Annotated in this window: 9 protein-coding genes; 3 read left to right on the forward strand and 6 right to left on the reverse strand. The window is 74.3% G+C overall.

Annotation, left to right across the window (positions count from 1 at the left end):
* Positions 1-77 precede the first annotated feature (77 nt).
* Positions 78-362 carry a hypothetical protein gene (locus JXZ78_RS08630; protein WP_238782763.1) on the forward strand — a complete coding sequence of 95 codons (285 nt, stop codon included), beginning with the start codon at positions 78-80 and terminating at the stop codon, positions 360-362.
* A 3-nt stretch (positions 363-365) separates the two neighbouring features.
* On the opposite strand, the gene JXZ78_RS08635 is transcribed toward JXZ78_RS08630, so the two are convergent.
* From JXZ78_RS08635 to JXZ78_RS08650, 4 genes are all read right to left on the reverse strand, one after another.
* Entirely contained in the window at positions 366-1,535 is a 1,170-nt protein-coding gene (locus tag JXZ78_RS08635) for a substrate-binding domain-containing protein (protein ID WP_078624568.1), read from the reverse strand.
* Positions 1,532-2,479 carry an ABC transporter permease gene (locus JXZ78_RS08640; RefSeq protein WP_050502872.1) on the reverse strand — a complete coding sequence of 316 codons (948 nt, stop codon included), beginning with the start codon at positions 2,477-2,479 and terminating at the stop codon, positions 1,532-1,534. The genes JXZ78_RS08635 and JXZ78_RS08640 overlap by 4 nt, the downstream gene beginning before the upstream one ends.
* 113 nt (positions 2,480-2,592) lie before the next feature.
* Positions 2,593-4,245: a sugar ABC transporter ATP-binding protein gene (locus JXZ78_RS08645; protein ID WP_238782782.1), complete on the reverse strand. Its 1,653-nt coding sequence runs from the start codon at positions 4,243-4,245 to the stop codon at positions 2,593-2,595.
* A 391-nt stretch (positions 4,246-4,636) separates the two neighbouring features.
* Positions 4,637-5,818 (reverse strand): ROK family transcriptional regulator, encoded by a 1,182-nt coding sequence (locus JXZ78_RS08650; RefSeq protein ID WP_030020506.1) that lies wholly within the window; start codon positions 5,816-5,818, stop codon positions 4,637-4,639.
* A 255-nt stretch (positions 5,819-6,073) separates the two neighbouring features.
* Between JXZ78_RS08650 and JXZ78_RS08655 the strand changes: the two genes are divergently transcribed.
* On the forward strand, positions 6,074-9,787 hold the full coding sequence (locus tag JXZ78_RS08655) for an AfsR/SARP family transcriptional regulator (RefSeq protein ID WP_030020505.1): 3,714 nt from the start codon (positions 6,074-6,076) through the stop codon (positions 9,785-9,787).
* Between the two features lie 18 nt (positions 9,788-9,805).
* On the opposite strand, the gene JXZ78_RS08660 is transcribed toward JXZ78_RS08655, so the two are convergent.
* Complete coding sequence (locus JXZ78_RS08660) at positions 9,806-10,873, reverse strand: siderophore-interacting protein (protein WP_030020504.1); 1,068 nt, start codon at positions 10,871-10,873, stop codon at positions 9,806-9,808.
* Positions 10,874-11,239: 366 nt separating this feature from the next.
* On the opposite strand from JXZ78_RS08660, the gene JXZ78_RS08665 reads away from it, so the two are divergent.
* Positions 11,240-12,217: a hypothetical protein gene (locus JXZ78_RS08665; protein WP_030020503.1), complete on the forward strand. Its 978-nt coding sequence runs from the start codon at positions 11,240-11,242 to the stop codon at positions 12,215-12,217.
* A gap of 94 nt (positions 12,218-12,311) precedes the next feature.
* On the opposite strand, the gene JXZ78_RS08670 is transcribed toward JXZ78_RS08665, so the two are convergent.
* Positions 12,312-12,989 (reverse strand): GntR family transcriptional regulator, encoded by a 678-nt coding sequence (locus JXZ78_RS08670; RefSeq protein ID WP_030020502.1) that lies wholly within the window; start codon positions 12,987-12,989, stop codon positions 12,312-12,314.
* Positions 12,990-13,143 lie beyond the last annotated feature (154 nt).

Genomic DNA, 13,143 nt, shown 5'->3' on the forward strand with positions numbered 1-13,143 from the left:
GGGGGCTGATGGGGGCGCGGGGGCGGCGGGGTCACTTCCGTAACCGGTCGTGCGGCATGCGGTGCCGGATTCCGTACGTGGCCGTCGTGCGCGTCGCGGTCGTCGTGCGCGTCGCGGTTGTCGTGCGCGTCGCGGTCGTCGTGCTCGGCACGCGCTTCGCGGGCGTCGCGGTCGTCGTGCTCAACACGGTCGTCGCGGTCGTCGTGTTCAGCGCGGTCGTCGCGGTCGTCGTGTTCAGCGCGGTCGTCGCGGTCGTCGTGTTCAGCGCGGTCGTCGCGGTCGTCGTGCTCGTCGCGGTCATTCATGCATCACCTCGTCGGTCGGCCGTGGTCGGCGGTCTTCCGGGAACTGTGCGGCGGTGATCGTCAGTTGAAGCCGGTGGGCAGGTAGTCGTCGACGTTGTCCTTGGTGACGACGGCGGAGTAGAGGGTCACCGAGGCGGGGATCTCCAGCTCGGCGGTGCCGGAGATGCCCCGGCCCTGGGCGAGGGCGCGGGCCAGGTCGACGGCCGAGGCCGACATGGTCGGCGGGTACAGGACGGTGGCCTTCAGTACGGAGGTGCCGGCCTTGATGGTCTCCATGACGCGGCGCGAGCCGGCGCCGCCGACCATCAGGAAGCCGTCGCGGCCGGCCTGCTCGATGGCGCGTTCCGCACCCACGCCCTGGTCGTCGTCGTGGTTCCACAGCGCGTCGAAGGAGGGGTGCGCCTGGAGCAGCCCGGCCATTTTCGCCTGCCCGGACTCCACGGTGAACTCGGCTGCCTGCCGCCCCACCTTGCGGATGTTGGGGTAGTTCTTCAGGGCGTCGTCGAAGCCCTTGGTGCGTTCGCGGGTCAGTTCGAGGGTGTCGATGCCGGCCAGTTCCACGACTTTCGCGTCCGGTTTGTCCTTGAGCTGCTCGCCGATGTAGCGCCCGGCGTTCAGGCCCATCCCGTAGTTGTCGCCGCCGATCCAGCAGCGGTACGCCTGCGGGGAGGCGAAGACCCGGTCGAGGTTGACGACGGGGATGCCGGCCCGCATGGCCTTCAGCCCGACCTGGGTGAGCGCCTTGCCGTCGGCGGGGAGGATGACCAGGACGTCGACCCTCTTGTTGATGAGGGTCTCGATCTGTCCGATCTGCTGGGCGGTGTCGTTGGAGCCCTCGGTGATGTCGAGGGTGACGTCCCGGTAGCGCTTCGCGCGGTTCCTGGCGTTCTGGTTGATGGCGTTGAGCCAGCCGTGGTCGGCCTGCGGTCCGGCGAAACCGATGGTGACCTTCTTGCCGGGCTTGTCGTCCGCCCCGCCCGCCTGCTGCTGCGTGGCGCCTGCGGACGCGTCGCTGCGCTGGTTGCTCGTACAGGCGCTGAGCAGGGCACCGGCCGAGACGGCGGCCGCGCCGAAGAGCACGTTCCGACGGCTGCCACCGCGGGCGGTGGCCGGGGCGTCCGCCTCCGTGCCGTACGGGCCGGATGTGCTGTACGGGCCAGGTGTGCTGTACAGGCCAGGTGTGCCGTGCGAGTCGGGTGTGCCGTACGGGCCCGGCGTTCTGTCGGTCATGACTTGTGCCCCTTCTGGACCAGTACGGCGATGACGATGATGGCGCCCTTGGCGATCTGCTGGACGGCGGTCTCCAGGTTGTTCAGGGCGAACAGGTTGGTGATGGTGGTGAAGACGAGGACGCCGAGCACGGAGCCGGTGACGGTGCCGCGGCCGCCGCTGAGCAGGGTGCCGCCGATGATCGCGGCGGCGATGGCGTCCAGCTCGTAGAGGTTGCCGTTGGTGTTCTGGCCCGACCCGGTCAGCACGATCAGCAGGAAGGCTGCGATGCCGCAGCACAGTCCGGACAGCAGGTACAGCAGCAGCCGCTGCCGCCGTACGTCGATGCCCGCCAGCCGCGCCGCCTCCGGGTTGCCGCCGACGGCCACGGTGCGCCGCCCGAAGGTCGTACGGTTCAGCAGCAGCCAGCCGGTGACGGTGACGGCGGCGAAGACCAGCACGATCGGCGGGATGCCGAGGACGTACGCGTCACGGCGGCCCAGGTCCAGTACGGACGGTACCGACACGATCTGCGTGCCGCCCTGGCTGATCTGGAGGGCGAGTCCGCGGGCGGCGGCGAGCATGGCGAGCGTGGCGATGAACGGCACCATGCCGCCGAACGAGACCAGCAGCCCGTTGACCAGCCCGCAGCCGAGGCCGACGAGCAGCGCGCAGAGCAGGATGCCGCCGAGTCCGTACTCCTGGGTGGCCACCGTAGTCGCCCAGACCGTCGCGAGGGCGACCATCGCGCCGACGGACAGGTCGATCCCGCCCCCGATGATCACGAAGGTGACGCCGACGGTCACCACACCGATCACCGAGGCCTGGGTGAGGACGAGTTGCAGGTTCTGCACGCTCAGGAACTGCTCGGGCCGGGTCAGGGCGCCGACGGCCACGAGCGCGGCGAGGACGCCGAGCAGGGAGAGGTTCCGCAGGTCGGCATGGGCGCGCAGCCGGCCGCGCACGCCGGGGGTGCGGGACGGGAGCGGGGCGGGTGCCCCCGGCGCGGGGGCGTGCGCCGGGGTGCTTCCGGCGCCGGCGGGAACCGGGCGGCGGGGCACTTTCTCTTCGGAGGTGTTCACGGTCGGTCTCCTCGCGACGGGTCTGCGCTGCCTGCCATGACCAGGTCGAGCACCCGGTGTTCGTCCAGTGCCGCCGCGCTGTCCTCGTGGACGACCCGGCCCTCGCGCAGGACGAGCACGCGGTCGGCCAGGCCCAGGACCTCGGGAAGCTCACTCGACACCAGCAGCACCGCCAGCCCGTTGTCGGCGAGCCGCCGTACCAGCGCGTACAGCTCGGCACGGGCGCCGACGTCCACCCCGCGGGTCGGCTCGTCGAGCAGCAGCACCCGGCAGCCGCGCAGCAGCCAGCGGGCCAGTACGGCCTTCTGCTGGTTGCCGCCGGACAGGGTCCGCACCGGCCGGTCCGGGTCGTCGGGCCGCAGCGACAGGTCGCGGGCGGCGGCGCGGGCGGCGGAATGTTCCGCCACGCGGTCCAGCCACCCGGCGCGGGAGAAGCGCGGCAGCGAGGAGACCGAGACGTTGCGGCTGACGGACTCCAGGAGCAGCAGCGCCTGCGACTTGCGCTCCTCCGGGGCGAGGCCGAGCCCCGCGCGTACGGCGGCGGGCACGCTTCCGGGGCGCAGCGGGCGCCCGTCCACGAGGACACGGCCCGCGGTGGGGCGGCGCGCGCCGAAGACGGTTTCCAGGATCTCCGAGCGCCCGGACCCGACGAGCCCGGCGAGCCCGAGGATCTCGCCCGGGTAGAGGTCGAAGTCCAGCGGCGCGAACTCGCCGCTCCGGGCGAGGCCTTGAGCGGTGAGGACGGGGGTGGGGGCGGAGGCAGAGGTGGGAGCAGGGGCAGGGGCAGGGGCGGGGGCGGAGGGGGCAGGGGTGGGAGCGGAGGCGGGGGCGGCAGTCGAGGCCGGGGCGGCAGCGGGAGCCCTGTCGTCCGTGGCGGCGGGGCCCTGCCATACGTTGAACTGCCGTACGTTGAACTGCCGTACGGGAAAGGTGTGCTCGACGGCGCGGCCCGTCATCAGGGTCACGATGTCCCGGGTACGGGTCGTCCGCGCGTCCAGCCCGCGGGCCGCGGCCCGGCCGTCCTTGAGGACGGTGACCCGGTCCCCGACCCGGCGGATCTCCTCCAGCCGGTGCGAGATGTACACGACCGCGACGCCCGCGCCGGTCAGGCCGTCGACGATCCGGAAGAGGTTGTCGACCTCGTCCGGGTCGAGAGCGGCGGACGGCTCGTCCATGACGATCAGCCGTACGTCGTGGGAGAGGGCCCGGGCCATGGAGGCGATCTGCTGCCCGGCGGCGGACAGCGAGCCCACCGGAGCACCCGGGTCGATCTCGGGGTGCCCGAGGCGGCCGAGGATGCCGGCGGTGGCGGCCCGGGCCGCGCGGGAGCGGACGAAGCCGGCGGTGGCCCGCTCGTGCCCGAGGAAGACGTTCTCGGCCACCGACAGGTGCTCCACCAGGTCGAGTTCCTGGTAGATGGTGGCGATGCCGAGCCGCATCGCGGCGGCCGGCGACTTCAGCACGACCGGTGCGCCCTGCCAGCGGATCTCGCCCGCGTCGGGCCGGTGGACACCGGCCAGCACCTTGATCAGGGTGGATTTGCCGGCGCCGTTCTGACCGAGGAGGCAGTGCGTCTCACCGGCCGTCACGTCGAGATCGACGCCGTCCAGGGCCCGGACTCCGGGGAAGGACTTGCTGATGCCGTGCATGGTGAGCAGGGGCCCGCCGGGACCCGGCGGTCCGGACGAGGGCCCCGGGCCGGCCGGGGCCGGCGGTCCGGGGTGGCGCTCTGGTGCCATGGCGTGCAGCCTCCTCGACGACGTCGGTGAACGGGCCGGGCGGTGGTGCGGGGCACTACGGGGCGGACGGGCGGGTGCGGGACGTACGGCGGGACGGGGGCGGTGCGACGGGACGGGAGCGGTACGACGGGACGGGAGCGGTACGACGGGACGGGAGCGGCGCGACGGAACGGAGGCGGTGCGACGGGACGCAGACGGAACGACGGAACGCAGACGGAACGACGGAACGCAGGCGGTACGACGGAACGCGAGCGGTGCGGCGAAACGGGGGCGGTGCGGCGGGTGGTGCCGTGAGCGGATGTCAGGCGGGTGAGAAGAGGTGGTCGCTGATGAGGCGGGCGGCGCCGGTGACGCCGGCCGCCTGGCCCAGCTCCCCCAGCACGATGGGCAGGTTGTTCGTCGCCAGCGGCAGCGACTGGCGGTAGACCTGGGTGCGGATCGCGGCGAGGAGGGTGTGGCCGAGGCCGGTCACCCCGCCCCCGATCACCACCAGCCCCGGGTTGAAGAAGCTGACGAGACCGGCGATGACCTGTCCGGTGCGGCTCCCGCCGGTCCGGATCAGGTCCAGTGCGACGGGGTCGCCTGCGGCGGCAGCGGCGGCCACCTCGGGCGCGCCGAGCGTACCGGCCGCCGCCAGTCGCGCCGCCAGCTCCGGCGAGGTGCCCTCGCGCGCGGCGGCCTCCGCGTCGCGGGCGAGGGAGGCGCCGCCGAAGTACGCCTCCAGGCAGCCGCGGTTGCCGCAGGCGCACGGGCGGCCGTCCGGTTCGACCTGGATGTGGCCGATGTCGCCGGCGCTGCCCGTCGTCCCGCGGTAGACCTCGCCGCCCACCACGATGCCGCAGCCGATCCCCGTACCGATCTTGACGAAGAGGAAGTCCCGCACGGTGCGGGCCACGCCCGCGTGCTGCTCCCCCACCGCCATCAGGTTGACGTCGTTGTCGACCATGACGGGGCAGCCCAGTTCCTGGCTGAGGGCCTCCCGTACGGGGAAGCCGTCCCAGCCCGGCATGATGGGTGGCGCCACCGGCACGCCTTCGGGGAAGCGGACCGGTCCCGGCACGCCGATGCCGGCGCCGTCGAACCCTTCGGCCACCCCGCTCGCCTTCAGTTTGCCCGCCAGCGCGAGGGCCTGCTCGAAGACGGCGACCGGGCCCTCGCGCACGTCCATGGGCTGGGTCAGATGGCCCAGCACCTCCAGCTCGGCATTGGTGACGGCCACGTCGACGGAGGTGGCGCCGATGTCGATGCCCAGGAAGCGCAGGGCGGGCGCGAGCCGGACGTTGTGCGAGCGGCGGCCGCCGCGGGAGGCGGCGAGGCCGTCGGCGACGACCAGCCCGGTCTCCAGCAGCCGGTCCACCTCCACCGCCAGCTTGGAGCGGGAGAGGTCGATGCGGTCGCCCAGCTGGGCACGGGAGTTGGGGCCGTGGTCGCGGAGCAGGCGCAGGAGCCGCGCCTGGTGCGCGTTGGCCGGCCTCGCCGTCATGCGCCTCACGCCACCCCTCCAGCCGTTGTCGGCCGTACGTGGTCCGGCACCGAGCGGCGCCGGGGCTTTCGAGGGGAACGTAGCAGCGCTTGTCCGGGCGGGGAAGAAGTACGGACAGGATCCCTGCCGACTTTCTCCCGTGTGAGGACAAAGCTCCCGGCCGCCCTCGATCGACAGCGGCTGGCGTCAGACGGTACCGGGCGGTACCGGGTGGCACCGGCCGACGTCGGGCAGCGGTCCGGGGAGAATGGGCCGGTGAACTACCGCTACCGCGTGCTCGGCGCCACGCAGGCGCGCCGCCCCGACGGCACCGAGGTGCCGGTGAAGGGGGCGCGGCTGCGTGCCCTGCTGGCCGCTCTCGCGGCGGGCGGCGGGCGGCCCGTACCGGCGGACCAGCTGATCGCCCAGGTGTGGGGCGCGGACGAGGAACCGCCCGCTGACGCCTCGGCCGCGCTCCAGGCTCTGGTCGGCCGGCTGCGCCGGGCCCTCGGCGGGCCGGCGGTCACCTCGTCGCCCGGCGGGTACGGGCTGGCGGCCGGGCCGGACGGCATCGACCTCTTCCGCTTCGAACGGCTGACGGCGGAAGGGACGGCCGCGCTGCGCGACGGCGCCCCCGCGCGGGCGGCCGCCCTGCTGATTGAGGCGCTGGCCCTGTGGCAGGGCCCCGCACTGGCCGACCTCCCGGGGCGGGACAGCGATCCGCTCGCCGTACGGGCCGAACGTCGGCACGGCGAGGCTCGCCGCGCCCGGCTGGCGGCCGAGGTCGCGATGGGCCGGGCGGCGGACACGCTGGCCGAACTGGCTTCGCTGGCCACGGCGGAGCCCTTGGACGAGCCCTTGCAGGCACTGCACATCCGGGCACTGTGGGCGGCGGGGCGGCAGGCCGAGGCGCTTCTGGCGTACGAAGGGGTACGGACGGGACTCGCGGAGCGGCTGGGCGTCGACCCCGGCGTCGAACTCCGCACCCTCCACGCGCATCTGCTGGCCGGGACCATGGAACCGTCCACCACAGCGGGGCCCTCCACCACGGGAACATCCGCTGCACCGGGCCCCTCCCCCACGGTCACGGGAACATCCGCCGCCCCGGGCCCCTCCCCCACGGCCACGGAATCGCCCACCGCACCGGGCCTCCCCAGCACGGCCACGGGGCCGTCCACCGCACCAGCCCCTTCCGCACCGGCCCCCGCCACCCCCACCCCGACCGGCCATCTCCGCGCCCGCCTCACCTCCTTCATCGGCCGATCCTCCGAACTGGACGCGCTCACCCGCGAGTTGACAACGCAACGTCTGGTGACACTGCTGGGCGCGGGCGGCGTCGGAAAGACCCGCCTGGCCCTGGAAGCGGCAGACGCGGCCGGTGCACAGGGCGCAGGGTGGCCCGACGGCATCCGGGTCGCCGAGCTGGCCTCCGTACGGGACGGGAAGAGCGTGCCCGAGGCCGTACTGACCGCGCTCGGCGGCCGGACGACCCAGGTACGGGCACCGGGCGCCGACGACCTGCGCGCCTCCGGGAGCCCCGCGACCCCTCTCGACCAGCTCGTGGAGCACTGCGGGCAGCGGCGGATGCTGCTGGTGCTCGACAACTGCGAGCACGTGATCGACGCGGCCGCCGAGCTGGCGGACTCCGTACTGGGCCGCTGCCCGGGCGTGACGATCCTGGCCACCAGCCGCGAACCGCTCGGTGTCCCCGGCGAGTCCGTACGCCCCGTCGAACCGCTGCCGCCGCAGGCCGCGCTCCGGCTGCTGGGCGAGCGGGGCGCCGCCGCGCGCCCCGGGTTCCGTACCGAGGACGACCCGGCCGCGTGCGCGGAGATCTGCCGCAGGCTCGACGGGCTGCCGCTCGCCGTCGAACTGGCGGCGGCACGGCTGCGCGCGCTGACCCCGCGGCAGATCGCGGAACGGCTGGACGACCGGTTCCGGCTCCTGACCGGCGGCAGCCGGACGTCCCTGCCCCGGCAGCAGACGTTGCGCGCCGTGGTGGACTGGTCCTGGGACCTGCTCACGGCGGACGAGCGCGCGGTGCTGCGCCGCCTGTCCGTCTTCTCCGGCGGCTGCGAGGCGGCGGAGGCGGAGTACGTGTGCGCCGCCCCCGCCCCCGCCCCCGCCGACGGCCACCACTCCTCCGCCGACGGTCCCCACTCCCCCGCCGACGTCCTGGCCGTACTCACCTCCCTCGTCGACAAGTCCCTGGTCACCGCCGCCCCCGAGAGTCCGCGCGGGATGCGTTACCGACTGCTCGAAACGGTCGCCGAGTACGCCGGTGAGCGGCTGGCGGGCTCCGGGGAGCGGGCGGCCGTGGAGCGGCGCCACCTGACGGCGTACCGGGAACTGGTCCGCACCGGCGAGCCCGATCTGCGCGGGCCGCGCCAGGCGGAGTGGCTGGAGCGCTTCGAGACCGAGCACGCCAACGTGCGGGCCGCGCTGAGCACGGCGGTCGCCCTGGCCGAGGAGCAGGAAGGGCTGTGTCTGGCGCTGTCCATGAGCTGGTTCTGGCAGCTGCGCAACCACCAGGCGGACGCCCGGCGCTGGGCCGCCGCCGTCGCGGACCTCGGCCCCGACCCCTTCGCGGACCCCGTACGGCCCGCCGAGCCACTGGCGGAGCGGTGCACGACGGTCCCTCCGCCCTGGTCGGGCGAGCGGCTGCGCGAGGCCCGGCGCGGCGTCCGGCTGCTGGTGCTGGCGAGCAGCAGCGACCAGGCCGGGCTGTCCGGGCCGGCCGCGCCGGTGCGGCCGGAGTCGGTGGTGGCCGCGTACCGGCCGGGGCTGCCGCAGACCGTGCGGCAGCCGGGCGTCATGTGGTTCTTCGCCCGGCTGATGACCGGCGGGTTCGCGGGGCTCGACGAGACCGTCGACGCCGTGGTGTGCCACTGCCGGGACCTGGGGAACGGCTGGGACCTCGGGTTCGCGCTGCTGCTGCGCACCAAGCTGCTCGGCGGCCGGCCGGGCACGCTGGAACGGTCGGCGCGCGACGCGGAGGAAGCGCTGGCGCTCTTCGAGGCGGCCGGGGACCTGTGGGGTACTGCCGAGTCCCTGTCCGCGCGCGGTGACACGTACGAGCGGCGCGGGCAGTACGCACTGGCGGACGCGGACTTCGAGCGCGCCATGGAGTCTTCCGCCCGGGTCGGGGCGGATGTGCAGGTGCCTGAGTTCAAGGCGAGGCTGGCGGCCGTACGGCTGGAGGGCACGTACGGGACGGGCGGCACGTACATGGCGGACATGTGCGGGACGGGCGACACGTACGGGGCAGGTGCAGAGGGCGGTACGGGCCTGGAGGACGGGACGGAGGACACGTACGGGGCGGGCAATGAGGGCGGGACGGGCCAAGAGAGCGGGACGGGCCAAGAGAGCGGTATCGCCGAAGGGATGGCCGGCGGTTCCCTCTCTCTACGGGTACGGGAGGCCGAGCGGCTGCTGCTGGAAGCCGTGGCCGAGTCGCGGCCCTCCTCCGGCGAGACGCTGAGCACGGCGCGCCTGCTGCTGGCCCGGCACTACGGCCGGACCGGGCGCACCGGCCTCGCCCGGGAGCAACTGCGGGAGGCCGAGCAGGCATTCACCACCGGCACCCCGGCCCTCTTCACCGGCATGGTGACCGGGCTGCACGGCTGGCTGGACTGTCTCGACGGGGAGTTCGTCCGGGCGCGTGAACACGTGCGCCGGGCCGTACGACAACTCGCCGACCTCGCGCCTCTGGTGGCTCCGCACCTGCTGACCCACCAGCTGCTCTGCGGCGGGTGGTCCATGGCCCACTCGGGCGCGGCCGAGGACGGCGCCCGTCTGCTGGGGGCGTACGACCGTCACGCGCCCGGCGCCGACGGCTTCGGGCTCCAGCCGCTGCCGCCCGAGGCCGAGGCCCGGGTCCGGCAGCAGGCCGGGGCGGCGCTGTGTGCCGTGCTGGGTACGGAGGCGTACCGGCGCGCCCGCGCCGAGGGCGGCGGCCTCGCGGTGAGGGAAGCCGCCGCTCTGGTCTGACGAGCGGCGCCGCCCGCGCTACCGCGCGTCGGCCAGCCGTTCCCGCGCGTCGGCCAGGTCGTCTTCCGTCGGCGCGTCGTCCTGGGTCAGCGCGCGCCGCCAGTAACCGGTGAAGTCGATGTCCCGCTTGTCCAGGCCGCGGTTCTCGACGAGGTGCCTGCGCAGCGCGCGCACCGCACCCGCCTCCCCGGCGAGCCAGGCGAACACCGACCCCGCCGGGAACCGCGCCTCGCGCACCGCCTCGACCAGCACCTCACCCGGCCCGGCCGTACCCGTACCCGTGCCCGTGCCCGGCCCCGCGCCCCGACCCGTTTCCCGGTGCAGCCAGTGCACCGTCAGATCCCCGCGAGTGACGAAGGTCTGCTCGTCCGCCGCGTCCGCGACCTCGATGTACGCCACCGCTCGGGCGCCTTCGGGCAGCCACTCGGCCAGGGTTCCGATGGCCGGCAGCGCGGTCTCGTCCCCGGCGAACAGCATCCAGTCGGTCGTGCCGAGCGGTACCGGCCTGGCGAAGTACGCCGACGGTCCGAACATGCCGAGCGTGTCGCCCGGCGCCGCGGTGTGCGCCCAGCGGGTGGCCGGACCGCTCGCCGATCCGCCCGCCGGGCCGCTCCCCTGGCCGCCTTCCAGACCACTCCCCTGGCCGCTCCCGTGGCCGCTCCCGTGGCCACTCCCGTGGCCGCTCCCTTGGCCGCTCTCCGGACCGCTCCCCTGGCCGCCCTCCGGGCCGCTCTCCGTGCCCGTACCGTGCAGCACGAAGTCGATGTCGATCGTGCCGTCCCCGGGGTGGTGCGCGCGGACGGTGTAGCTGCGCATCCACGGCCGCGCGTCCTCGGGGATCGCCTGGAACGCCTGGTACCACCGCATCAGGTCGCCGTCAGCCGGCGGTTCCGGGAGCCGCGGGGCACGCTGACCGTGCCGGGGGAAGTAGAGCTTCACCTGCTGGTCCGGCGCGTCGAGGCGGAACCCGGCAAGGTCGGGACCGCCGAAAGTGATCCTGACCAGGTGCGGCGAGAGGCGCCGGACCGCGGTGACCTGGACATACCGGACGGGGAGGGGCGCCGGCCGGGGATTCTGCTGCTGCATCGTTTCTCCTGAGGGCGGGCCACCGGCCGTCCACGGCGGTGGCCCGATGTGCGGGACAGGGAAACGACCGTCGCAGCCGCCGCCTACACGCTGCCTACAGCTCACCTGCACGGGCACGTACAGGCAGGCCACTGGCACGCACTCGCAGGCCCGGCCCCGTACGGGCGCGTACTGGCACGTACAGGACGGGCATGGACGCCGGCTCCCGCGTGCCCGGCACGGCCCAGCTATCCGGGTGATTCGCCGGCCGGGCCGTCACAGCGGGCGCTCCACCGTCAATACGTCTGCTGACAGGAAGAGCCGGCGCCGGCCACGTCCGGTGCCGCCCATCGCAGGCCGTCCCGCACGAGAACGGAACACCACACCATGTCCCTGCCCACGGACCGCCGCCGCCCGCACGCCCTAGCCTCGGCGGGCGCCATGGCCCTCGCCGTCGCCCTGGGCGCCGGAGCCGCCCTCGCCGCCTCCCCCGCGCACGCCATGCCGCAGTCCCCCCGGGACACGTCGGTGCGGGTGGGGACGGGCACCGCCGACTTCTGTCTCACCCCCGGAGCCACCCGCGCACTCGCCAAGGCCGGCATCCGCCTCACGGCGGTCGCTCCGGCGAAGCTCACCGGCCCGGCCGGGCGCCGGTGCGTGTCCGCGCCCGTCTCGGGCGGCGCGTTCGACCCCCGCTTCACCGCCGGGCACCTCACCTTCAGGGGCGGCTTCGACTTCGTACGCAAGGACAAGCGCCATCTGAAGATCGATTCCCTGCGGGCGGACCTCGCCACCTCGCGCGTCACCGCGAACGTGGGCGGCTCCAAGGCGCACCGGACCGACTTCCTGGGCTTCCGCGTGGACCGCAACCGGGTCAAGGTGGGCGGCGGACAGGTACGGGCCCAGCTGCCCTTCACCCTGACCGAGCGGGGTGTCGGCGCCTTCCGTGGCGCGTTCCAGGGACGTTCGCCGCTCGCCGCGGGCCAGCGGGTGTTCGACGGGGACGGTACGGTCCGGCTCGCCACCCCGGCTGCCGCCCACACGTCCCCCGGGACCTCCGGCACCGCGCGGAAGCAATCGCCCGGCGCCGCGCAGAAGCAGACACCGGGCACCGCCCAGAAGCAGACCCCCGGTACTCCTCAGAAGCAGACGCCGAGCACCGCCCGAAAGCAGACGCCCACCGCCGCGCAGAAGCAGACTGCCGGCACCCCGCGGAAGCAGGCCCCCGGCACCCCCCAGAAGCAGTCGCCCGGCACCCCGCAACAGCAGTCCCCGGCCGTCGCGCCCCGCCCGGTGAGCGACCCGTCCGTCGACCCGGTGAACGACGTGGCCATGAACCCACTGCGGCAGATGGTGTCCGACTGAGGCTCCGGCCGAGCGCCTCGGCCCCGTACGGCTCCGAAGCGCGCCTTCGAGGTGGCCTCCGATGCGCGCCCCGCACCGCGACGACGCGCGGCCGTCAGTCCCGATCGCGCTCGTGGTACGAACGCCGGGTGTGCTCGGTGTGCGCCCGCATGACGGCGGACGCCCGTGCCTCGTCCCGGTCGGTGATCGCCGCGATCAGCTCCCGGTGCTCGGCCCAGGACTGCCTTCCGCGCTGTCGGGCGACGGGCGTGTAGTACCAGCGCACCCGTCGCCCGACCTGCGCCGCCAGGCCGGCCAGTACGGCATTGCCGGCCAGCGCCATCACCTTGGCGTGGAACTCCGCGTTGGTGGCCACCGCGGTCTCCACCGCGTCGTCCCGTACCGCCTGTTCGCCCTTGTCGCACAGCGCTTCCAGCTCCGCGATGCCGGCCGACCCGGCGTTGGCGGCGGCGAGCCGGGCGGCCTCGGCCTCCAGCAGCGTCCGTACGGTGAACAGCTGGTCGGCCTCCTCCTCGGTGGGCTCGTGCACGAACGCGCCCTGCGCCGGGCGCAGATCGACCCAGCCCTCGGTGTTGAGCCGCTGGAGCGCCTCGCGGACCGGCTGCCGGGAGACCCCGAGATGGCCTGCCAGCTCGCTCTCGACCAGGTGCTGGCCGGGGCGCAGCGTGCGCGTGGTGATCAGCTCCAGGAGCGCTTCGTAGACGCGCTCGCGCAGCGGTCCGGGGCGTTCCAGCTTCGGTACGGCGCCCTGCGGCAGCCCTGTGGACAGCATCGAGTACCCCTCCGTGACGCGGCCGGGACGGTGTGCACGCGCGGGCGCCCGGTTCCCCGGACTCCCGGCGCCCGATTGGTTATCGTCTACAGTCTACCGATCGTCACCCGGCCCCGCCCCCACACGGCCGGCATGAGCGGCCATCGTCGGTCAC

It is taken from the genome of Streptomyces monomycini, assembly GCF_022271435.1.
Classification (GTDB): Bacteria; Actinomycetota; Actinomycetes; order Streptomycetales; family Streptomycetaceae; genus Streptomyces; species Streptomyces monomycini.